Origin of the sequence: Syntrophus sp. (in: bacteria) (assembly GCF_040768185.1) — a bacterium.
Classification (GTDB): Bacteria; Desulfobacterota; Syntrophia; order Syntrophales; family Syntrophaceae; genus Syntrophus; species Syntrophus buswellii.
On the sequence record NZ_JAXGNC010000009.1, the window covers coordinates 92,176 to 114,496 of the forward strand.

Below are 22,321 nucleotides of genomic sequence, written 5' to 3' on the forward strand. Positions count from 1 at the left end.
CTTGTAACCGCCACCGCCGTCCGCGGCGGCGGAAACCTGCCGGAATCTCCCGCCTCAGGCAGAACAGGGGATGCAACGTTCAAAGGGATCACTCCCCCGGTGACCTCCCCGCATAAATATCGGTTGACTATTTGTGATGGTAACGTCATATGGAGTCGATCACAGAATTCCCGTTCCGGGAAATCGATCACATTCAACATTACATGAGGACGTCCGGCATTGTCCGGGAAGACGAGCGCTTATGAAGAAAACGGCCGATCATACAGAGCCCCTTGTTCGAAGGGAAATCCCCCCCCTGATATCGCGCAATATGCGGATCGCCGGAGAGGCGCAGCACAAGCACTCCTGGCCTACGACCCCCGGCGCTTTTTTCAGAATCTATAAAGACGACCCCCTTTTCCTGGAAATGACCTTCGAGGAGGGGAGCCCTTCGGCCCGAGTCCTGCTGTACACGAATCTGGTCGGCGAGTCGGAAGAGTGGGGCGAGGTCGAATTTCACAATAATTTATCCGGGAACTTCACCCTTTCGGTTTTGCCGTCGAGATGCGGAATTTTCCTCTTCAAGATCAAATTTTCTCCGGACGGCGGAAAAACGTGGTACTGGGATCGCTGCCCCGTGACGAAGGTCATTGTCGATCCCGAGGTCGCCAAGGACATCAGGATGTATACGCTTATTCCGAGCGTGTCGGGCCATATCGGAGACTGGATTGCCGCCCTGGATCACATCCGGGATCTGGAGTTCAACACCGTTCATCTGCTTCCCGTGACCACCATGGACTATTCCGAAAGCCCCTATGCGGCAGCGGATCTTTTCAGCATCGATCCCTCCTTTCTGAATCCGGCCGATTCACGAAGCGGCCTGGATCAATTCGATGATTTCGTCCGTGCGGCCCGTGAAAAGGGCATCAAACTCTGCGTGGATCTCGTCATGAATCATGTGGGTGTTTCCAGCCAGGTCGCCACGCACTGTCCGGAATGGTTTATTGCGGACCACGACGAACCGGACGGCCTCCTGCGGGCGGGCTGCTGGCACATGAACAAATGGATCCGGTGGGAGGACCTGGCGGTCATCCAGTATGACCAGCCCGAACCGAGCATCAGGCAGGAGGTCTGGTCGTACATGAAGCAGTATGCCCTTTTCTGGGCAAACTACGCCGCCTATACCGGCGGCATGATACGTCTTGACAACCTTCATTCCAGCCATCCGGCCTTCATCGAGGACCTGATCGGCTCCCTCCGCGGCGCTTATCCGGACCTCATCATCCAGGCGGAATTCTTTTCCGACTCCAATACGCTTCTGAAAACCGCGGCAAGCTGCGAACTCAACCTGCTGCTGGCCAATCCCTGGGAACACCCCTTTGCCGAAGATCTGCGGGAATATCTTCGCTACCTTCATGAAATCAGCAAAAACATCCGCTTTCTGACCCCGGTCACGACCCATGACACAGGTGCGCCCGCGCAGCTGTACGGGACTCCGGAAGCGGCGGTGGCCCGTTATTTTACCCTGGCCCTTCTGGCCACAGGCCAGACCGGAATGGTCCAGGGCACGGAACACGGCGTGCTCGAAAAGATCGATTTCATCGGGCGGAAGCGCTCCGTATCCTTTCCGGCCCCCCACCGCTACGATGTTCTGATCCGGAAAATAAACACCCTCCTTCACAAATACTCCCTCTTCCACGAGGGCGGGAACATCCGTTTCGTGGACCAGGGGCATGGCGCGCTTATTGCTGCCGTGCGGGAAGGTCGAAAAAACCCCCGGGAGAAGTTTCTGCTGATTTCAAATCTGGACACGGCCAACGCTTATAAGATCAAACTCCCCCTGTCCGACATGCTTCTTCAGAAAGACAGGTGCCGGCTTCAGGAGATGATCAGAGGCGAGTCGTTGGTCCTCGAAGGCTGCGTCCCTTTGGAAATTGAAGTCGAACCCTGCGGCATGCGGGCTTACCGCATCCAATGAAATGAGACCCGGACTCGCCCTGCATTCTGCCTGCATGACAATGGATTAGGAGGATTGGAGCCCATGATGACGTCGGAGATCCTGGGAAGATACGCGGATGTCCTTATCTGGGGAATGACCACGGCACGAAAGAAACGATTCAAGAAGGGGGATATCGTGCTCATCCAGTACGATGTCCCGGCCCTGCGCCTGGCCGAGATGCTGTATGGGAAGCTGATTGAGAGGGGGATGAATGTCCTTCAGCGGATGAACCTCACATCGGCCATGGAGCATTCCTTCTATTCCCGGGGAAACTCAAACCAGCTGGTCTTCATCCCCCCCGGCGAGCGGGAGCTGTACGGCCATCTCAACGGGCGCATTTATCTTCACGCCCCGGAATCGCTGACACACCTGGCCGACATCGACCCCGCCGTTATCGCCAAGGCGCAGCTTTCCCGAAAACCCCTGAGGGACATCTTCAACGAACGGGAAGATCAGGGGGCCTACGCCTGGACGCTCTGCACCGTCCCGACGGAGGACATGGCGAAGAAGGCCGGCCTGTCACTGAGCGATTACACGGCGCAGTTGATGCGGGCCTGCTATCTCGATGAGCGGCAGCCGGTGGAAACATGGATGTCCGTCTATCGCGAAGTGGGAAACATCAAGGCCTGGTTGAATCGCCTCCCCGTCCGGGCCTTTTCGGTCGCGTCGGAAAACGTGGATTTGAGGATCACCCCCGGCGCCATGCGCAAATGGATCGGAATTTCCGGCCACAACATCCCCAGCTTCGAGATCTTTCTTTCTCCCGACTGGCGGGGAACGGAAGGGACGTATTATGCGAATCAGCCTTCCTTCCGCCTGGGAAACTATGTGGAGGGGGTAAGGCTCCGGTTTGAAAAGGGCAGGGCTGTCTCCATCGAGGCGGAGAAGGGACTGGAGTTTGTCGTCAAGCAGCTTTCCATGGACCGGGGAGCTTCCCGGGTGGGAGAATTTTCCCTAACAGACCGGCGCTTCTCCCGCATTGACAGCTTCATGGCGGATACCCTTTTTGACGAAAATTACGGAGGGGAATACGGGAACTGCCACATTGCCGTGGGGGCCTCCTATTCTGACACCTATGCGGGCAATACGGCTGAACTGGACAAGAGCATGAAGCGGAAGCTGGGATTCAATGATTCCGCCCTGCACTGGGATCTGGTGAATACGGAGCCGAAGACCGTCACAGCGGAGCTGACGACGGGGAAGAAAATTCTTGTCTATGAAAACGGCGAGTTCCGCTGCTGAGCGTGGAAAGAGCCAGGGCAATGTTCCAGGGACCCCATCCATGCGAACTGCGGAGAAGCAGGGTGAAGACGCTTCCGCTCCGGCCTGACCTTTGGCGGGCCGCCGGCAGTGTTGCGGTGGGGAAGGGGCTGCGTCAGGGCATGAGAAACTCAGCCGTCTTCCGAAGAAGGGCGTGAGGCATGCAGACGTTTCTTCCTTATCCCGACTTCCGGCAGTCCCTCCAGACCCTGGATTACAGAAGGCTTGGAAAGCAGCGCGTGGAGGCCTTCCAGCTGATCCGTGCCATCACCGTCGGAACGGGCTGGAGCCGTCATCCCGCCGCCCGGATGTGGGCGGGGTATCTCAATGCCCTGAAGCTCTACTACAACCTGGCCATTGAGGAATGGGAGCGCCGGGGATACCGGAACAGAATGAAGAAAATGGCCGTCGAGGGGGAAGTCGTCCTGCCGCCCTGGTTCGGTGACGAGGCGTTTCATGCCGCGCACCGCTCCAATCTCCTGCGGAAGGATCCCGCATATTACGGACAGTTCGGCTGGCGGGAGCCGCCGACGCTTCCCTATGTCTGGAATGAGGAGAAGTGGCTTCATCCTTCCTCGGGAAATCCATGAGGGGGAAAGAGACGGGAAAGGAGGAAGGACCATGACCGTGGGCGGATTGTTCCTCGCTGGAATCGCCTGGGCTGTGTTCGCCGGGACCGCCCTGGCTGCGGAACCCGTGCGGCAGGTCAATGCCTGCGAAGCTGGAAGGCTTCCGGAGCTGGCGGATCAGGTGGCAACGGAAACGGAAAACCAGATAAGGAAGGCGAAATACCCGGAGGAGGTCGCCCAGATCATCGGGCGGGCCCAGATGGATTTCCTGCGTATCCTGATTCGGCAGAACGACGAAATTCTTCGGCAGAACAGCGAAATACGACAGCTTCTCCAGAAGGACATGAGGTGAGTTTCCCTTTGGAGAACAACGAAAGACGGAAAATCCGGCCTCAACACTACGGAACGAGAAAAGGAATACCGGCATGAACGATTCTATCGAAAGGAATATCCCCGGAAATGCCCCCGGTCTCCGGAACGCATCCCCCTCCGGCAGAAGGGGATGGTCATGTTGGCGGAGTGTCGTGCTCATTCCCCTGCTCATTCTGTTCCTGCCCCTTTCCTCGGTGTCGGAAAATCTTTCCTGCCGCCGTTTGCCGATGGTCATGGAGGGGTTTCTTTCCAACCATTACGCAGTCAAGACCATAACCAGGGAGGTCAAGGCCCAGGCCATCGAACAGATGATCAAGAGGCTCGACCCATCCAAAACGATCCTGTATTCGTCCGATGTGGAAAGGCTGAGGCCGGTTCTCCATGGCTTGTTTGCCGGGATGCAGAGAGGCGATTGCGCTGCGCTGAAACCGGTCTATGACGTGCTGGTTGCGCGGGCGCGGGAGAACGAGGAGATGGTCCGGAAAATCCTCGCGGCGGACTATCGGCTCGACGAGGCGGCGGAGCTGAACATCAACGTCAGCAAGCGATCCTATCTGAAAACGAAGGCGGAAAAGTACGACCTCCTCAGAAAGCTCGTGCAGTTTCGGATTGAAAACACCCTGCAGACGGGCATCGACCTGGCAGAGGCCAGGAAGCAGCAGATTCACCATTACGAACTGCAGACCATGAGGGTGATCGAACGCAATCCGGAAGAGCTTCTCACGAGCGCGGCCGAAGCCTTTGCGCTGGCCCTGGATCCCCACACGAACTATCTGTCCCCTGAAAAATTTGAAGATTTCCGGATCTCCATGCAGCTTTCCCTGGAGGGGATAGGGGCCATCCTGAGCAGCGACAATGGCTTTACCGTCATCGAGGAGTTGACCGCCGGCGGAAGCGCCGCCCGGTCGGGTCTGCTCAAGCCGAAGGACAGGATCATCGCCGTTGCCCAGGAAGGGGAACGGCCCGTCAATGTCATCGACATGGATCTGCACGATGTGATCCGGATGATCCGCGGCAGGAAAGGGACGCGGGTCGTCCTTACCATCCTCCGCCAGGAGGAGCGCACGACCCGATTCAATGTCGCGCTTATACGCGACAAGGTGGAACTCAAGGAGCAGGAGGCCAGCATCGAATATGTGACGCGCAAAGCCGGCGACCGGCGCTACACCTTCGGCGTGATCGATCTCCCTTCGTTCTACGGCGATGAAAAGGAAGACAAGTCCTGCTACGAAGATGTTAAACGGCTGCTTGGAGAGGCCAGGGGACGTCGTGTCGACGGAATCGTGCTCGACCTTTCGCGCAACGGCGGGGGACTCCTGAAGGAGGCGGTGCGCCTCGCCGGTCTCTTTGTCGACCAGGGGGGGATCGTAGCGACCAGGGACCATCTCGATCAGGTGACTGTTCTGGCCAACGGCTCGGCCGTTGTGGGGCCGGCGGGCTACAAATACAAGCTGATGGCCTTTCCCGGGGAAGATCCACGTGCGCTCTATACAGGGCCCCTTGTTGTGCTGACAAGCCGCTTGAGCGCATCGGCCAGTGAGATCGTGGCGGGCGCTCTCAAAGACTACGCCCGATCGGTGATTGTCGGATCGGATCATACCTTTGGAAAGGGCTCCGTGCAGGTCATGATGCCCCTTCCCTGGAACCTGGGCGGCATGACCGTCACCACGGGCATGTTCTTTCTTCCCGGTGGCAAATCCACGCAGAAGACCGGTGTCGAAGCGGACGTGAAGCTGCCCCTCTGGTTCACCCTTGAAGACGTCGGTGAAACGGCCCTGGATTACCCCCTTCCGGCCCAGAGGATCCCGCCTTTCCTTGGATCGCAGGGACGGTTGCCTCTATGGACGCCTGTCACACAGGCCATGCTTGCGAACCTGGCGGCAAGATCCAGGGAGCGGGTCGCCAAGGACGCGAAGTTCGCCGAGATCATTCGGACCAGCAAGGAGGCGGCTGCCAAAAAAGGCATCATCCGGCTTGCCGACCTGCGCAGGGACATGGTCAAGGAAAACGGTGCGAAAAAGAACGGTGCGAAGAAGAAGGAGACCTACACCGAGCTGAGGCAGAAGGCAAAGGAGCAGTATGCCCCCTTTGTGAACGAGGGCGTCAACGTCCTTCTCGACATGGTGACCATGGGTTACGGCAATGCCCCGCGAGGCGGATTCTCCTCGAATTGACGTGAACTCCGGGGAGCCTCCTTCATCTGTTCCCTATGGCCTCAGCCGGCCTGGAAGCCCGTTTCCGGCTGGGGCGGAACACCCGTTCCGCTTCCCATGTTCCGCTGTCCGGGGTGCGGTGTCGAAGCGAATCCCAATCGTTCAACCGTGAACGCCCCGGCATCACCCCTGCGCTTTCCGGCGCCTGAATCCCTTTCCGGTCTCCGCCGCCTTCCGCGATTCGTCCCCTTGTCCGTGAGACTTCAGATTGGAATTTATCCGGCCCCGTGCCCTTGACATGCCTGGGGTCGATAAATATATTAGCTCCGGATTTGCTGAGACAGATAACGGAAAGGATCGGGCCGTACGGGTTCCATGGAAGACCATATCATCAAAATATTTAAGGAAAGCGCTCAGCTCAAAGACATTTTTCTGAACGAAAACCTGGGCCGGCTGGTGAATGTCATCGAAGCCGTAACCGGCGCCCTGAAGTCCGGAAACAAGATCCTGATTTTCGGAAACGGCGGCAGCGCCGCCGATGCTCAGCATCTCGCGGCGGAGTTCGTCAATCGCTTTATCATCGAAAGACCCCCTCTGCCGGCCATCGCCCTGACGACAGACACGTCGGTCATAACGAGCATCGGCAACGACTATGATTTTTCGGAAATCTTCAGCAAGCAGATACGAGCGATCGGGCAGGCAGGCGATATCGCCTGGGGAATCAGTACGAGTGGAAAATCGCCCAATGTTTTGAAGGGCCTTGAAGTGGCCGGGAAGATGGGCCTGATTACCGTGGGGCTGACGGGACACGATGGCGGAGACATCGCCAGGAAGGTGGATTACTTTCTCAATGTCCCCTCAAACAGCACGCCCAGGATCCAGGAAGTGCATATTGCCATCGGTCATGTCATCTGCGAAATGATCGATTTCAAGCTTTTTCAGAGGCCTGAACTTAAATGAGGATCCGGACCGGCAGGAAACAATCCGGGAACTATTCAGAAAGGAAATACGTTGCGGCATGACAGAGAAGGAGAAAAAAGATCAGGAAGACCTCGCTCCGGAATCCATCGAGGAGGGGCTGTATGACGAGTTGACGGGCCAGGACAATGCCGGCCAGGACGCTGAATTCCTGAAGACCCAGCTGGAGTTGAAGGAAAAGGAAGTTGCGGAGCACTACAATAATTATCTCCGCGCGCTGGCCGATCTTGAGAATTATAAAAAGAGGGCGGCCAGGGAAAGGGCCGATCTCGTAAAATACGGGCATGAAAATCTGCTGCGGGATTTCCTTCCGATTCTGGACAGCCTGGACCGGGCGATGGAGGCGGCATGCGGCTCCGACAATATGGAAGCTTTTCAGGAGGGGCTGGCCCTCGTACGGAATCAGTTCCTCGGTTGTCTGGAAAAGTATGGTGTTGAACCGGTCGCGGCCTGCGGATTGGATTTCGACCCCAACGTCCATGAGGCCATGCTGGAGGTTGAAAGCGATTCGCATGAAGACAGACAAGTGGTCGATGAATACCAGAAGGGGTACCTCTATCAGGGAAGGCTGCTGAGACCGGCGAAGGTTTCCGTCTGCAGACGCAGGAAGTAGATAGACATACATGGAATCTATGACATTGGAATACAGCAACACCATCAGACATTAAGGAGGATGAAATTTCTATGGGAAGAATTATCGGAATCGATTTGGGAACGACCAACTCGTGCGTTTCCGTCATGGAAGGGGGAGACCCTGTCGTCATCGCCAACCAGGAAGGCAATCGAACGACGCCGTCCGTCGTGGCCTTTTCGGAAAGCGGCGAACGGCTGGTCGGGCAGGTTGCCAAGCGGCAGGCTGTGACCAATTCGGAAAACACCGTTTACGCGATTAAAAGGCTCATCGGCCGGAAATATAGTTCCAAGGAAGTTCAATATGACAAGAGCATCAGCCCCTTCAATATCACCGAGGCGTCCAATGGAGATGCGCAGGTTGAGGTGAGGGGAAGGGCCTACAGCCCCGCTGAGATCTCATCGATGATCCTGGTCAAAATGAAGCAGACCGCAGAGGATTATCTGGGGGAAAAGATCACGGACGCCGTCATTACCGTTCCGGCGTATTTTAATGACTCCCAGCGTCAGGCCACGAAGGACGCTGGAAAAATCGCCGGCTTGAATGTTCTCCGGATCATCAACGAGCCGACGGCGGCGGCCCTGGCATACGGACTGGACAAGAAAAAAGACGAAAAGATCGCCGTCTTCGACCTGGGTGGAGGCACCTTCGACATCTCCATTCTCGAGTTGGGCGAAGGGGTCTTCGAGGTCAAATCCACCAACGGAGACACCCATCTGGGCGGGGAGGATTTCGATCAGCGGATCATTGATTATCTGGTCAATGAATTCAAGAAAGACCAGGGAATCGACCTCCGCAGCGACAAGATGGCCCTGCAGCGCCTCAAGGAAGCGGCGGAGAAGGCGAAAATGGAACTGTCCTCGGCCATGGAAACGGACATCAATCTGCCCTTCGTCACCGCCGACGCCTCAGGGCCCAAGCATATGAACATCAAGCTGACGCGGGCCAGAATGGAGGCGCTCGTGGAAGAGCTGATCGACCGGCTTGAGGGACCCTGCCGGACGGCGCTGAAGGATGCCGGTCTGGCGGCGAAGGATATCGATGAAGTCATCCTTGTCGGAGGCATGACCCGGATGCCGAGGGTTCAGCAGAAGGTAAAGGAAATTTTCGGCAAGGAGCCCAACAGGGGGGTCAATCCCGATGAAGTCGTGGCCGTCGGTGCCGCCATTCAGGGCGGCGTTCTGGCCGGTGAAGTCAAGGATGTCCTGCTCCTCGATGTGACGCCTCTGTCTCTGGGCATTGAAACTCTCGGCGGCGTCATGACCAGGCTCATCGATAAGAACACGACCATCCCGACCCGGAAGAGCCAGATTTTTTCCACCGCGGCGGACAATCAGCCTGCTGTGAGCATTCATGTCCTTCAGGGAGAACGCTCCATGGCGTCGGATAACCGGACCCTGGGTCGGTTCGATCTCGTCGGGATCCCATCCGCGCCCCGCGGAATTCCGCAGATCGAGGTGACGTTCGACATTGACGCCAACGGAATCGTCCATGTCTCCGCGAAGGATCTGGGAACTGGGAAGGAACAGAGCATCAAGATAACGGCGTCAAGCGGCCTTTCCGAGTCCGAGATCGAGAAGCTCGTCCGGGAAGCCGAGGCCCATGGGGAAGAGGACCGCAAAAAGAAGGATCTCGTGGAAGCGAGAAACTCGGCGGATGCCATGGCCTATGGTGTCGAGAAAAACATCAAGGAGTTCGGCGACAAGGTGGATGCCGCGGAAAAGGCCCGCATTGAAGAGGCGATTGCGAAGGTCCGGAAAGCCGTGGAAGGCGATGACCTCGAGGCCATCAGGTCCGCCCAGGAAGAGTTGACGACGGCGTCCCACAAGCTGGCCGAGGCGATGTACGCAAAAACCGCCCAGCAGCCCGGTGGAGGCCCTCAGCCCGGGGCGGGTCCCGGTGCCGGAGCCCAGGAGGCGGGCAGAAAGGACGATGACGTCGTGGACGCCGATTTCGAAGAGGTAAAATAAACCGGGGTTGATAAAACCCGGCGGATGCCTGGATGTCAGGAGGCCTGATGTCCGGGCATCTTTGTTTGTGCGGAAGAAGGGAGGAGAGCAATGAGGTACCTGCTGACCAATGACGACGGGATCTATGCCAGGGGGTTGAGCGCCCTGTACCGGGAACTGTCGAAGGAGGCCGACTGCCTGATCGTGGCGCCGGAAGTGGAGCAGAGCGCTGTCGGGCATGCCATCACGCTCAATCGCCCCCTCATGATAAGGCGCACGAACAAGGACGGAAGCTTTCTGGGATACGCCGTCTCCGGGACGCCGGCGGACTGCGTCAAGATCGGGATCAAGGAGCTTTCGGAAAAGCCCGTGGATCTCGTCGTTTCGGGGATCAACATCGGCTCCAACGTCGGAATCAATGTCATCTATTCCGGAACGGTTTCCGCGGCGACGGAGGGGGCGATCCTGGGGGTTCCCTCCATGGCCGTCTCGCTGGGCACGCTGCGCAATGCCGATTATACCGTTGCCGCCGACTTTGCCCGGATGATGTCCCGCTTCATGATCAAATATTTCGCCGGAAAAAGCGTCGCCCTGAACATCAATGTGCCGCCCCTGCCGAGAAGCGAGATCAAGGGGATCGCGGTAACGCGGCAGGGAAAGGCGCGCCTCATCGAATGTTTCGACAAGCGGGTCGATCCCCGTGAACGGCTTTATTACTGGCTGGCGGGTGAAACGCAGCTTTCGGAGCAGGAGGAGCCCGATTCCGACGGAAGCGCCCTGAGCCGGGGGATGATTTCCATTACCCCGATCCATAACGATATGACGCGCCATGATGCCATCGGCGGCTTGAAGGAGCTCCTGGGGCAGGAAAGCACCCTCTTTACGTCAACGAAATGTGAATGCTCTGACTAGAGGGTTCTTCAGCGGGCGGCAATGACGGGTATCGGGCTCTCCTGGAAAAGGCGGCGGCCCGGCTGATCCACTCCCGTCAGGGCCAGGACCAGCAATTCGATGGATCCTTCCCGGACAAACTGCAGAGCCGTTTCGTCCACCGGCCCCAGCAGGGCGACGGTCACCCAGTCGATGGGAGTATCCTGGTCGTTCTGTTCGAAATAATCCTCCAGCGTTCTGCTCAGGTCGGCAATCCGGCTCTGGTCTTCCGAAATGAGGAGAATCGTCAGGGGCCACACGGCGCTGCGGGAGAGGGCGACGGCCAGGTCCAGGGCGCGGTCCGATTCCCCGCTGCCGTCATAGACCAGCCCCATGCTTTCAATTTCCAGAAACTGGGGGGGGATGACCATCAGAGAGGCCGGGGTGGGGCGTGTCGCGAGTTCAGAAAAGGAAACGGCGTCATTTTGGCCGTTGTCCAGGCCCTTCCGGTGCACGAGCAGGAGGCTGCCCTCCCCGTTGCCCGTAGCCGCATAGATCGAGTCTGCGGAAAGGTCGGGAATTTTCTTCAGGCTTGGTGAAATTCCGGAAAGATTGCAGTCCTTCTGAAAGCTGCGGACGAGGATCTCCTCGGTGGGAGAATCTTCCAGGGCTTTGCCCGCGTACAATCCGACCAGGGGAACATTCAATCTTTTGGCGGCATAAACCCCGTAGGCGACAGCCCTTGAACTGAGCGTCAGCCCGCTCAGAGGAACCAGAATGGATTGGACGGCGGTACGGCTCATGACTTTCCGCTCTCCTTTTTCATCGTTTTTCGGTCTTCCTTGGTTCCATTTACCAGAAGAGGCCGGATCCTTCAACGCCTTTTCCCGCTGTTCGGGAGGGCCATACGCTGAAAAAAATGTCATCCAGGATGTGGGACGAAATCTCGATGTTTGAACGCCTTGAGGAAATCAATACACGGCCGGATCCATTCCAGTTTTATACGGCCGCCGATCTGTGGACGGATGAACACACCTCTGAGCAGATGCTCAAGTTTCACCTGGACCGGGAAATGGATGTCGCATCCCGCAACCATGCCTTCATCGACCGGTCCGCAGATTGGATTGCCTCCCATTTCGACATCGGGGCCGGAAAGAAGATAGCTGACTTCGGCTGCGGCCCCGGATTGTATGCCGTGAGGCTGGCTCGAAGGCAGGCCGCCGTGACCGGCATCGACTTCTCGCAGAGATCCATTCGCTATGCCCGGGAAGCGGCCACCTGGGAAGGGCTGGCCATTCATTACGTAAACATGAACTACCTGGATTTTGAAACGGACGATCGCTTTGATCTCATCGTGATGATCATGTGCGATTTCTGTGCATTGAGCCCCGCACAGAGAAAAACGATCCTGTCCCGGTTCCATGGGCTTCTCGAACTCTCCGGTTCCGTGCTCCTCGATGTGTATTCCCCGGTGGCCTTCGACGAACGGGAAGAGAAGACGGAGTATGGACCCGGTCTCCTCAACGGCTTCTGGTCTCCCGGCAGTTATTACGGCTTTCTCAATACGTTCAAGTATGAAAAGGAAAAGGTGGTTCTCGATAAGTACACGATCATCGAGGCCGGCGGTACGCGGACGATCTACAACTGGCTGCAGTATTTCAGCCCCGAGGACCTGGAAAGGGAGCTTGCGGCGTGCGGGTTTGCCGTCGAAGGGTATTATTCCGATGTGGCGGGGACGCCTTTTTCAGCGCACAGCAGAGAATTTGCCGTCGTTGCAGGAAAGCGGCCGTGATCACGGAACAGGAGTCCGTCTAGATGGGCCGGATTTATCGTTGACAAAAAAATCCAGGCCTCCTACATTCATATCATTTAAGAATCAGAATGTTCAGAACGTCTTGTACCGTGTTTTTTCCCGTCCTCACGGAAGGAAGACGGGCCTGCGGCAGGGAAAGGCGACGTTTCGAGTCGGTGATCTCTGATCCATCTTGAAAACGGTTGTGACTGGAACCAAAGGAGGGGAGACGATGAAAAACCGGATCAATTTCGAGGAAGATACGGCGCGCTCCAGGTGCCTGGCAGATGTGGCCCGGCAGAAGGAGCCGGCGGAAACCCTTATTCAGAATGGAACGCTTTTCAATGCCTTTACCGGCGAGTTCCTTCCGGGGCAGTCCCTGTGGATTGCCGGGGGAAGAATCGCCTACGCGGGGCCTGATTCGGACTGTGTCCGGGATGACCGGACCGAGGTGATCGATGCCGAAGGAATGACCCTCCTTCCCGGACTGATTGACGGCCACACCCACATCCTGATGCGTTCCGGCCTCGAGGAATTCATCCGCCATGTACTTCCCGGCGGAACGACGACGATCATTACGGAGCTGATCGAATTTGCATCCTTCTTCGGCATTCTGGGGATCGAGCCCCTCGTCCGGGCGCTGAAGGACCAGCCGATCCGCTTTTATTACACCCTCCCGCCACTGTGCGCCCTGACGCCCGCCCTGGAACGTACCGCACCGGATAACGCAGCGTATCTCCCCTACCTGGAGGATCCGGAATGCATGGGGGTCGGGGAAATCTACTGGAGCAACCTGTTTCTTGAAGGAACGCAGGGAAGCCGGGTGCAGGAACTGGCCCGGATGGCGATCCTCCTGGGAAAGCGTGCGGAAGGCCATACGGCCGGGGCGCCTGCCAAGAGCCTCCAGGCCTATACCGGATTCGGCTTCTCCTCCGATCACGAACCCATCACGGCCGCAGAAGCCATGGACCGGCTGAGGCTGGGGTGCTGGGTCATGGTCCGCCAGGGCTCCATCCGGAAGGAGCTGCCGGAAATAGCCCCTCTCTTCCGGGAAAACCTGGATTTCCGGCGGATGGCCCTCTGCACGGATTCCGTCGATCCCCAGGAACTCCTGGAGCAGGGCTACCTGGAGGGCTCCCTGCGCTCGGCTCTGAAGCTGGGCATCCCGCCCGCTCAGGCCTACCAGATGGTGACGATCAACGTGGCGGAGCATTTCCGCCTGGACCATCAGCTCGGTTCCCTGTCTCCGGGAAAGGCGGCGGATGTCGTCGTGATCCCCTCTCCGGCGGAGTATGAACCCCGAAGGATTCTAATCGCGGGAAAGACGGTTTTTTCGGAAGGGAAGACCCTCGTCGAGCCGAGGCATGTCGAATTTCCTGAAGCCCTCTTCTCCTCCGTCAGAATAGCAGGCTATCAGCTGGAGGAACCGCGGAAAGCAGGCCGATGCCGAGCCATGGAGCTGGTGAACCGCCTGGTCACCCGAGAAAAGATCATCGATTTTGACAATCCGGAAGATGCGGCCGATGTTCTCTATGCCGCGGCCCTGAACCGGACGGGTGGCGGAAAATCCTTTACGGGATTTCTTAAAGGGTTCGGATTGAAGATGGGGGCCTGCGGCACCACGACATCCTGGGATACGGTGGACATGCTCTGCGCCGGCGCCGATATGGCCTCGATCCGGACCGTCATCGAACGGCTGAGGGAAATCGGCGGAGGGGCCGTGTTCGCCATCGGCGAAACAGTGGTGGCCGAATGTCCCCTTCCCCTGTGCGGGGTCGTTTCCCTTGCGCCCCTGAAAACCCTGGCCGCGCAGATGAGAAATCTGGATGAAGCCCTGCAGAATGCGGGTGCGAGGTGGGAAAAACCCGTCTTGACGCTCGATACCCTGACAACGGCCTCCATCCCCCATCTGCGGATTACCCATGAGGGATATGTCCGCATGCGGGATCGAAAAATCCTGCCGCTCAGCGAGTGATCCCCGTTTTCGCCTTCCGGCGGGCCGACTCCGCCGGAAGGCCCGGTCGTTCCATCTGGTACGATACCGTTGTTTCTCCGCCGCGGGGGTTCCCCATGAATGCGGCCCGCTACCGGAGAAGCGATGCTTCCCCGTTCCGCCGTTCTTTCCCGGCAGGGTTCACATCCCTGTTGCAATAAGGCGGAAATTTACGTATAGGAAACCCCGGAATCGAGGCGGGAATGTTGAACCCTGGAGAGGAATCCGCCGGGAAGGCTGCAGGCGGGTGCAGGCACTCCGGAGTTCCGCCGGAAGGAATGCGCTGTGAGATGACGATGAAACAGGCGGAGCCGGCAACAGGTGGGAAAACAACGTCATGCTGAATTTTAATCTGGATGCAAGTCGGATTGCCATTATCGGACCCGGGCGTCTGGGGACATCCTTCGCATACAAGTTCGGCCGGGACAACAAAAAGGTTGACATCTATTATCACGACGCAGACGTTTGCCGGGCCATCAATCGAGACCATCTCAACCCCAAGCATCTGACCGAGGATCTTGCCCGGCTGGTGGGAGGCATGGAGAAGGTGCCGAGGCTGTCACCCCATGTCGTTGCCACCAACGATCTGGAAAGGATCGTGGAGGATCACGATGTCATCATGCTGTCGGTCACCACGAACCGTCTTCCCGAACTGCTGAGCTACCTGGAGCCCCTGCTGGAAAAGAAAGCGGGGGATACCTGCCTCATTTCGCCGATCAAGGGGCTGACATCCGATGAGTTGACCAAGGAACTCATTACGCCTTCCCAGCTGATCAACAACCATCTTCACCGATTGAAGCACAAATATCAGGTGGTCTGTATCGGGGGGCCTTTCTTCGACGTGGACATCGCCCTGGGGCGTCCCGTATGCGTGACGATTGCCGGAAAGGGCCGGATATGCCGCTTTGTCCGGGAGGAGCTGTTCCAGTTCAATCGCCGGGAGCTGAATTCCTACTACAATTTCGACATCGTGGGTGTGGAGGCCTGCGGATCCCTGAAGAACATTGTGGCCAATATCAAAGGGGTTGCCGATTCCCTGAATCTGGGCGATTCGTTCCCCGGCACCATTTTCGCCCGCTCCGGAGTCGAAATCCGGTCCCTGTCGAAGCTTCTTGGAGGCGACTTTCAGGCCTTCTACAGCCAGGCCGGGGTGGGGGACATGTATGTGACCCTTTCCTCCTACGCCAGCAAGAACTATCGCTACGGCAAATATTTCTATGAACTCTACAACGGCAACCCCATCGAGACCAATCTGAAGGTTCTGGCGCGCATCGACGGGACGCCGGAAGGCCCCAACACCATCAAGAATGTTCACCGCTTCCTGGAAAAGAAGAATATGTACAGCCCGCTCTTTCAATGCGCTTACCAGATTTTCAATGAAGGGGGGAACAAAGCGAAGATGAAGGAGCTGCTCATCCAGTCCTGCCAGCTCGACCGGCGGGTCAAGGAATACATCGGGCCGGTTTCCCGGTTCCTGTACCACATCATGCCGAATCTGTGGTACCGCCGGGACAAGGGGATCCTGGCCAACCTGGACAGGTAGGGGCGATGGGCGAGTCTGGTTTCAAATAAGGGCTTGACTTTATCCGGCCGCCTATGGTAGCGGGATTGGAAAATTTCAGCTAAAGTCGGATGGTGACAGGTTATCGGAATGATGACATCTCCTGCGAATCAACCGGTGGGCTGGTGGTGGCCTTTGAATAGTCCCTGCCCACAATGATCAGATAACATTCCTTTCAGGTGTGGGTGGAAAAATCCTTCCCATGCCTTTGACGCAAACCGGAAAGCCATGGGAAACCCCATGGCTTTTTTAATCATTTCCGCCACTGGAGAAAGAGGCGCCGGAAATACGATCAATCAGTTAAAAAAGGAGAAAAAGATATGGAACCACGTAAGATTGTCTTGGAAGACAGCGAGATCCCCAGGCAATGGTATAACATCCAGGCGGACCTCCCGAAACCCCTCAGCCCACCACTTCACCCGGCTACGCAGCAGCCTGTCGGTCCCGATGATCTGGCCCCGATTTTCCCCATGAACATCATCGAACAGGAAGTCAGTACGCAGCGATGGATTGACATCCCTGAAGAAGTTTTGGAGAAGTACCTGATCTGGCGGCCTTCGCCCCTGTACCGGGCCAGGAGTTTTGAGAAACTCCTCGATGCGCCGGTGAAGATCTATTACAAAAACGAAGGGGTCAGCCCTGCCGGATCCCACAAGCCCAATGCCGCCGTTCCCATGGCTTACTACAACAGGCAGTTCGGCATCAAGAGACTGACAACGGAGACGGGGGCCGGACAATGGGGCAGCGCCCTGAGCATGGCGGCCGCCATGTTCGATCTGGAATGCCGTGTATACATGGTCCGGGTCAGCTTTGAGCAGAAGCCCTACCGGCGGATGCTCATGAATACCTGGGGGGCGGAATGCCTGTCCAGCCCCAGTGAGGTGACTCAGATCGGGAGGAAGATCCGGGCCGAATATCCCGATACCCCGGGCAGCCTGGGGATTGCCATCAGCGAAGCGATCGAAGACGCCGTAACCTCGAAGAACACCCGTTATGCCCTGGGGAGCGTCCTGAATCACGTCCTCCTCTATCAGACCATCATCGGCCTGGAGGCTCACAAGCAGATGGAGAAAATCGGGATTTATCCCGACGTGGTCATGGGCTGCTGCGGCGGCGGAAGCAACTTCGCGGGCCTGTCGCTGCCCTTCGTCAAGGATAAGATCGAGGGAAAGCAGGTGGAGATCATCGGGGCGGAGCCCTCCTCCTGCCCGACCCTGACCCGGGGCCCCTTTGCCTATGATTTCGGAGATCTGGCAAAAATGACGCCCCTGCTGCCGATGCACACCCTGGGGCATGATTACGTCCCGGCGCCGATCCATGCCGGGGGGCTGCGCTATCATGGGATGGCGCCCATTGTAAGCCACCTGCTCAATCTGGGGCTCATCGGGGCCCGGTCCTTCCACCAGCTCGACACCTTTGATGCCGGAATCAAGTGGGCGCGTTCGGAAGGGTTCGTCCCCGCGCCGGAAACCTGCCATGTCCTTGCCGCCGTCGTGGAAGAAGCCCGGAGGGCGAAGGAGGAGGGCAGGGAAAAGGTCATTCTCTTCAATTGGAGCGGACACGGCTTGATCGATCTCACCGCGTACGACGCCTATCTGTCAGGCAACCTGGTGCCCTATGAACTGCCGGATGAAGAAATCCAGCGCGTCCTGCAGGCGGTGGAGAACATGCCCAAACCCCGGAGCTTCTGATTTTGGCGGATCCTGCGGCGGGAAACGGGGAGGGGTTCAGCCCCTTTCCCCGCCGTATCCCCCTCATTCCTCTCCGGATCGAAAGGCCCTGTGACTCCCCTGTCATCAGAGGGGGGTGCGGCAGGAACGGGGTTTCCCTCCGGAGATCCTTCTCGGTGCTCTCATGGAATCTTTTGACGACCTGACCATACGATGTCCCCGTCTGGGGCATGAAGTCCCTTTTTCCTATTGCCGTCGCGAGTCCGGAGATCTTCCCTGCATCCGCGTCCTTTCGTGCTGGGAATCCCGCATCCCGGCGGAGGCGTGCCTGCGGAAACAGATGACCGCGGAAACCTGGGAACGGTTCTGCCGTCAGGAACCGAAAAACAAGGTGTCTTCTCTCATCGAACTGATCGAGGCGGCCAAAAAACGCGGCAAAACGAAGGATTAGGGGACTGTCGGGACCAAAGGCGCATCAGCGCCGCAGAGGTCTTGCAGAACGTGGAACGGCCATGGATCACTTGAAATCAAACGAACAGGCGGCGGACCGGGATCGCCGGCCTCTCGCGGATCGGATGAGGCCGCAGACTCTGGAGGAGTTTTCCGGGCAGGGCCATCTCCTGAAGGAGGGGAGTCTGCTGCGTCGGGCGATCGAGGAAGACCGGCTCTTTTCCGTCATCTTCTGGGGGCCTCCGGGTTCCGGGAAGACCACCCTGGCGCGGATACTGGCCGGGGAAACCAGGGCCTGGTTCACTTCCTTTTCCGCCGTGCTTTCCGGGGTCAAGGAACTTCGGAAGGTTGTGGAGGAAGCAGAAGCCCTGTGGCGGGATTCCAGGCAGAAAACGATCCTTTTTGTCGACGAGATCCACCGGTTCAACAAGGCCCAGCAGGATGCCTTCCTTCCCCATGTGGAGAGCGGCCTGATCACGCTTATCGGGGCAACGACGGAAAACCCCTCCTTCGAGGTCATTGCCCCCCTTTTGTCCCGCTGCCGGGTTCTGGTGCTCAAGGCCTATTCCGAGGAGGACCTGGCCCGGATCATTTCCCGCGCATTGAACGACCGCCAACGGGGGCTGGGAGCCCTCGAACTGACCCTAGATCCGGATGCCCTGGAGCACCTTGTCCGCACCGCCGACGGGGATGCCCGGACCGCCCTCAACAGCCTGGAGGCCGTCGCTTCCCTTCTGGCTGTGGGGGAGGGGAAACCGGGGCGGATTTCCCGCCTTCAGGTGGAGGAGGCCCTGCAGCGAAAATCCCTTCAGTACGACAAGTCGGGGGAGGAACATTACAATCTGATCTCCGCCTTCCACAAGAGCCTCCGGGGTAGTGATCCCGATGCCGCCCTCTACTGGATGGGACGGATGCTTTCCGCCGGAGAGGACCCTCGCTATCTCGCCCGGCGGATGGTGCGGTTTGCGTCGGAGGATGTGGGCAATGCCGATCCCATGGCGTTAAACATTGCCGTCGCCGCCATGCAGGCCTTTTCGTTCATCGGCTTGCCCGAAGGCGAGCTGGCCCTGGCTCAGGCCGCCGTCTACCTGGCGACGGCGCCCAAGAGCAATGCCCTGTATGCCGGATACAGACGGGTGAAGGAGACGATCGCTTCCACCGGAACGCTTCCCGTTCCTCTCCACATCCGCAATGCCCCGACGCGACTCATGAAGGATCTCGGGTACGGACGGGATTACCGCTATGCCCATGACTATGAAGACGCCTTCGTTCCCCAGGATTATCTGCCGGAAGCCCTTTCCGGAAAAACGCCGCCGTTCTACCGCCCCACAGACCGCGGTTATGAGCGGACGATTCGGGACCGCCTGGAAAAATGGAGAAAGCTCCTGGAGAAGGCCCGGAAAAACGGGCCGGGTTCCCCCGAAACATAAGAAAAACCCCTCTGCCTGCTATTTTTTCTCCAGGACCCCCCGTAATGTGACGGCCAGGGAACGCAGCGAAAAGGGTTTCTGAATGAAATTCAGGGATTTGTCCAACACGCCGTGCTGGGCAATCACATCGGCCGGATAGCCTGACATGAACAGGCATTTTACCTTCGGGTGCAGGGAAAGAAGGCTCCTGGAAAGCTCCAGTCCGTTCATCCTGGGCATGACCACGTCGGTCAGGAGCAGGTGGATCTCGCCGGGATGCTCACCGGCGATACGGAGGGCATCATCCGGACAGGAGGAAGCCAGCGCGGTATAACCCAGTTCCTGGAGCATCATGATGTTCATCTTCAGGATCACCTCCTCGTCCTCAACCACCAGAATGGTCTCATGACCCCGGGGCGGCGCCTCGGGACCCTCTTCCTGTAACCCTTCGAGCCTGCCTTTGTACCGGGGCAGGTAGATCTTGAAGTTGGAGCCATTACCCTCCTGGCTGTCTACATCGATAAACCCATTGTTCTGTTTCACGATGCCGTAGACTGTGGCAAGCCCCAGGCCCGTGCCCTTTCCCGACTCCTTGGTGGTGAAGAACGGTTCGAAGAGGTTCTCCAGGATCTCCCCGCTCATGCCGAAACCGTCGTCACTCACGGCCAGCAGCACATAGTCGCCGGGGACGCAATCCGGATGGCGGGCTCGACAGGATTCGCCGAGGGTGACGTTTTCCGTTTCAATGGTGATGTTGCCGATGCCGGCAATGGCATCCCGGGCGTTGACGCACAGATTGGCCAATATCTGGTCGATCTGGGAGGGATCCATATTAACCGGCCACAGGCCATTGCCCGGCTGCCAGATGAGATCGATGTCTTCGCCGATGAGGCGCCGCAGAAATTTCAGCATGCTTTCAAGGGTTTCGTTCAAATCCAGCACCTTCGGGACGATCGTCTGCTTGCGCGCAAAGGCCAGAAGCTGCCGGGTCAGGTTGGCGGAGCGTTCGGCAGCCTTTCGGATCTGCTGCAGGCTGGCAGCGACAGGGTGAGCCGGATCCACCCTGCTGAAGGCCAGATCCGTGTACCCGATGATGACCCCCAACATGTTGTTGAAGTCGTGGGCGACGCCACCGGCCAGCCTGCCGATGGATTCCATCTTCTGGGCCTGGGCGAACTGTGCCCGCAGCTTATCCTGCTCTTCTTCCGCCCGTTTGCGTTCGGTGATGTCTTCCGATATGCCGAGGAGGTAGGCGGGTTTCCCATTTCTGTCGGGGATAGGAATCTTTTTGGTGTGCAGGATTCGTGTCCCCGACTTCGATTCAACGAGCTCCTCGGGGATGTCGTACAGCTGCCCGCTCTCCAGCACCTCCCGGTCCTTTTTAAGAAAAAAGTCCGCCTGCTCCCTTGGGAAGAAGTCGTAATCGCTCTTGCCGATCAGTTCCTCCCTCCTGTATCCAAGAAGATGTTCGCCGGCCCTGTTAAACCGGATGAATTTCAATTCACGGGAATCCTTGATAAAAATCATGTTGGGAATGTTCTCGATGATCGATGACAGGAACTCTTCCCTTTCCTTGAGCATCTCCTCGGCCCGCTTGTGTTCCGTGACGTCCTCCAGAGTCTCCACGGCGCCGAGAATGTTTCCCTTGGAATCCTTTATGGTTGACGCCGTAAAATAGAGCCACTTCCCTCCATCCCCGATCTCGGGGAAAAAGTCCGTCCCCTCGTAAGCGCCATCCACGAGCACCGATTTCGCGTACTTCCCTTCATAGAGCAGCGGGATTTTCTCCACAGCCCCGTCTATGAGCAGATCGGCCATCGTGGGTCGTTTCTTTCCGTAGAAGGGGACGGACTGGCCATCCGTGCCCACCATCTCCTCGGCCCTGACCCCGCTGTATTTCTCAAGGGCCTTATTCCACATCACGACCCTGTGATCCCTTCCGATTACAAATTGAGGGATCGGTGAGCCGTCAAGAATGTTCCGCAGAAGGTTCTCGCTGTTACGAAGAGCTTCTTCCGTGCGCTTGCGTTCGGTAATGTCGCGAAGGGATTCGATGGCGCCGATGATCTTTCCGGAAGAGTCGCGTAATTTTGATGCGGTTCCCGACAGATAGGCACCCTTTCCGCCATAGGCGCTTGGCACGTAGGCCTCGGCGTACAGGATGGCACCGCCCTTCCTGAAGACATAGTTATAGTGATCTTTCTCATAATCATCATCCGGCAGGAGGGCGAGATCGATCAGAAGCGGTCTGGCCCTGCCGTAAAAGGGAATGGCGTATTCATACCTTTCCCTGCCGATCATCTCCCCTTTGGAAACCTGGGTCAACTGCTCCATGGACCTGTTCCACGCGATGACCTTCCCGCTGCGATCAATCGCAAAGATGGCGTCTGGAAGGGCGTCAATGATTTCGTCAAGCGTCTTGTAGGAATCCCAGAGTGGTTCATCGGCCTTCCTGAGCTTTACACGCTCGATCAGCTGATGAATCGAAACGGCGAGACTATCGATTTCATCCTCTCCTTTGGTTGAAAACAGGGGAGAGGAACCCTCATCCTCCAGGGCTTCCCGGACCATGTCCCTTATTCTGTCAATGCGACTCTGTTTTTGCGTTTCAGTCATCTCTGCCTCTCTCGTGGTTGCGATAGGGACGATTGAATCTGGATTTCCGGGGAAATCCGCACTCAACGAA

General features: G+C 57.8%; 17 protein-coding genes. 15 read left to right on the forward strand and 2 right to left on the reverse strand.

What is annotated here, in order from left to right:
- The first annotated feature begins 241 nt into the window (after positions 1–241).
- The 9 genes from AB3175_RS10255 to surE all read left to right on the forward strand — a co-directional run bounded on the left by AB3175_RS10255 (position 242) and on the right by surE (position 10,802).
- Positions 242–1,957 (forward strand): alpha-amylase family glycosyl hydrolase, encoded by a 1,716-nt coding sequence (locus AB3175_RS10255; RefSeq protein ID WP_367360847.1) that lies wholly within the window; start codon positions 242–244, stop codon positions 1,955–1,957.
- Positions 1,958–2,020: 63 nt separating this feature from the next.
- Positions 2,021–3,220 (forward strand): aminopeptidase, encoded by a 1,200-nt coding sequence (locus AB3175_RS10260; protein WP_367360848.1) that lies wholly within the window; start codon positions 2,021–2,023, stop codon positions 3,218–3,220.
- A 179-nt stretch (positions 3,221–3,399) separates the two neighbouring features.
- Positions 3,400–3,828 (forward strand): MSMEG_6728 family protein, encoded by a 429-nt coding sequence (locus AB3175_RS10265; protein WP_367360849.1) that lies wholly within the window; start codon positions 3,400–3,402, stop codon positions 3,826–3,828.
- Between the two features lie 31 nt (positions 3,829–3,859).
- Positions 3,860–4,159: a hypothetical protein gene (locus AB3175_RS10270; RefSeq protein WP_367360850.1), complete on the forward strand. Its 300-nt coding sequence runs from the start codon at positions 3,860–3,862 to the stop codon at positions 4,157–4,159.
- 73 nt (positions 4,160–4,232) lie between these two features.
- Complete coding sequence (locus tag AB3175_RS10275; protein WP_367360851.1) at positions 4,233–6,353, forward strand: carboxy terminal-processing peptidase; 2,121 nt, start codon at positions 4,233–4,235, stop codon at positions 6,351–6,353.
- 354 nt (positions 6,354–6,707) lie between these two features.
- Positions 6,708–7,292, forward strand: a complete 585-nt coding sequence (locus AB3175_RS10280; protein ID WP_367360852.1) for an SIS domain-containing protein — start codon at positions 6,708–6,710, stop codon at positions 7,290–7,292.
- A 58-nt stretch (positions 7,293–7,350) separates the two neighbouring features.
- Positions 7,351–7,923: a nucleotide exchange factor GrpE gene (gene grpE / locus AB3175_RS10285; protein WP_367360853.1), complete on the forward strand. Its 573-nt coding sequence runs from the start codon at positions 7,351–7,353 to the stop codon at positions 7,921–7,923.
- 71 nt (positions 7,924–7,994) lie between these two features.
- Complete coding sequence (dnaK, locus tag AB3175_RS10290) at positions 7,995–9,911, forward strand: molecular chaperone DnaK (protein ID WP_367360854.1); 1,917 nt, start codon at positions 7,995–7,997, stop codon at positions 9,909–9,911.
- Between the two features lie 90 nt (positions 9,912–10,001).
- Positions 10,002–10,802, forward strand: a complete 801-nt coding sequence (gene surE / locus AB3175_RS10295) for a 5'/3'-nucleotidase SurE (protein ID WP_367360855.1) — start codon at positions 10,002–10,004, stop codon at positions 10,800–10,802.
- An 8-nt stretch (positions 10,803–10,810) separates the two neighbouring features.
- On the opposite strand, the gene AB3175_RS10300 is transcribed toward surE, so the two are convergent.
- Positions 10,811–11,563: a universal stress protein gene (locus AB3175_RS10300; protein WP_367360856.1), complete on the reverse strand. Its 753-nt coding sequence runs from the start codon at positions 11,561–11,563 to the stop codon at positions 10,811–10,813.
- 146 nt (positions 11,564–11,709) lie between these two features.
- Here AB3175_RS10300 and AB3175_RS10305 point away from each other — a divergent pair, with 146 nt between their 5' ends.
- The 6 genes from AB3175_RS10305 (at position 11,710) to AB3175_RS10330 (ending at position 19,656) form a co-directional block, all read left to right on the forward strand.
- Positions 11,710–12,552 (forward strand): cyclopropane-fatty-acyl-phospholipid synthase family protein, encoded by an 843-nt coding sequence (locus AB3175_RS10305; protein WP_367360857.1) that lies wholly within the window; start codon positions 11,710–11,712, stop codon positions 12,550–12,552.
- A 232-nt stretch (positions 12,553–12,784) separates the two neighbouring features.
- Positions 12,785–14,527 carry an adenine deaminase C-terminal domain-containing protein gene (locus AB3175_RS10310; protein WP_367360858.1) on the forward strand — a complete coding sequence of 581 codons (1,743 nt, stop codon included), beginning with the start codon at positions 12,785–12,787 and terminating at the stop codon, positions 14,525–14,527.
- A gap of 355 nt (positions 14,528–14,882) precedes the next feature.
- Positions 14,883–16,088: a hypothetical protein gene (locus AB3175_RS10315; RefSeq protein WP_367360859.1), complete on the forward strand. Its 1,206-nt coding sequence runs from the start codon at positions 14,883–14,885 to the stop codon at positions 16,086–16,088.
- A gap of 338 nt (positions 16,089–16,426) precedes the next feature.
- Complete coding sequence (locus AB3175_RS10320) at positions 16,427–17,797, forward strand: TrpB-like pyridoxal phosphate-dependent enzyme (protein WP_367360860.1); 1,371 nt, start codon at positions 16,427–16,429, stop codon at positions 17,795–17,797.
- Between the two features lie 163 nt (positions 17,798–17,960).
- Positions 17,961–18,227, forward strand: a complete 267-nt coding sequence (locus AB3175_RS10325; protein WP_367360861.1) for a hypothetical protein — start codon at positions 17,961–17,963, stop codon at positions 18,225–18,227.
- Between the two features lie 61 nt (positions 18,228–18,288).
- The gene (locus AB3175_RS10330) at positions 18,289–19,656 is read left to right on the forward strand and encodes a replication-associated recombination protein A (protein ID WP_367360862.1); all 1,368 of its coding nucleotides are present in this window, start codon (positions 18,289–18,291) and stop codon (positions 19,654–19,656) included.
- An 18-nt stretch (positions 19,657–19,674) separates the two neighbouring features.
- Here the strand turns inward: AB3175_RS10330 and AB3175_RS10335 are convergent, their stop codons facing one another.
- Positions 19,675–22,251, reverse strand: a complete 2,577-nt coding sequence (locus AB3175_RS10335) for a PAS domain S-box protein (RefSeq protein WP_367360863.1) — start codon at positions 22,249–22,251, stop codon at positions 19,675–19,677.
- Positions 22,252–22,321 lie beyond the last annotated feature (70 nt).

Bases quoted from the DNA above. Each gene is read 5' to 3' on its own strand.
- AB3175_RS10280 (WP_367360852.1), top strand. From the start codon at position 6,708: ATGGAAGACCATATCATCAAAATATTTAAGGAAAGCGCTCAGCTCAAA.
- AB3175_RS10275 (WP_367360851.1), top strand. From the start codon at position 4,233: ATGAACGATTCTATCGAAAGGAATATCCCCGGAAATGCCCCCGGTCTC.
- surE (WP_367360855.1), top strand. From the start codon at position 10,002: ATGAGGTACCTGCTGACCAATGACGACGGGATCTATGCCAGGGGGTTG.
- AB3175_RS10260 (WP_367360848.1), top strand. From the start codon at position 2,021: ATGATGACGTCGGAGATCCTGGGAAGATACGCGGATGTCCTTATCTGG.
- AB3175_RS10325 (WP_367360861.1), top strand. From the start codon at position 17,961: ATGGAATCTTTTGACGACCTGACCATACGATGTCCCCGTCTGGGGCAT.
- AB3175_RS10265 (WP_367360849.1), top strand. From the start codon at position 3,400: ATGCAGACGTTTCTTCCTTATCCCGACTTCCGGCAGTCCCTCCAGACC.
- grpE (WP_367360853.1), top strand. From the start codon at position 7,351: ATGACAGAGAAGGAGAAAAAAGATCAGGAAGACCTCGCTCCGGAATCC.
- dnaK (WP_367360854.1), top strand. From the start codon at position 7,995: ATGGGAAGAATTATCGGAATCGATTTGGGAACGACCAACTCGTGCGTT.
- AB3175_RS10270 (WP_367360850.1), top strand. From the start codon at position 3,860: ATGACCGTGGGCGGATTGTTCCTCGCTGGAATCGCCTGGGCTGTGTTC.
- AB3175_RS10305 (WP_367360857.1), top strand. From the start codon at position 11,710: ATGTTTGAACGCCTTGAGGAAATCAATACACGGCCGGATCCATTCCAG.
- AB3175_RS10310 (WP_367360858.1), top strand. From the start codon at position 12,785: ATGAAAAACCGGATCAATTTCGAGGAAGATACGGCGCGCTCCAGGTGC.
- AB3175_RS10255 (WP_367360847.1), top strand. From the start codon at position 242: ATGAAGAAAACGGCCGATCATACAGAGCCCCTTGTTCGAAGGGAAATC.
- AB3175_RS10320 (WP_367360860.1), top strand. From the start codon at position 16,427: ATGGAACCACGTAAGATTGTCTTGGAAGACAGCGAGATCCCCAGGCAA.
- AB3175_RS10330 (WP_367360862.1), top strand. From the start codon at position 18,289: ATGGATCACTTGAAATCAAACGAACAGGCGGCGGACCGGGATCGCCGG.
- AB3175_RS10300 (WP_367360856.1), bottom strand. From the start codon at position 11,563: ATGAGCCGTACCGCCGTCCAATCCATTCTGGTTCCTCTGAGCGGGCTG.
- AB3175_RS10335 (WP_367360863.1), bottom strand. From the start codon at position 22,251: ATGACTGAAACGCAAAAACAGAGTCGCATTGACAGAATAAGGGACATG.
- AB3175_RS10315 (WP_367360859.1), top strand. From the start codon at position 14,883: ATGCTGAATTTTAATCTGGATGCAAGTCGGATTGCCATTATCGGACCC.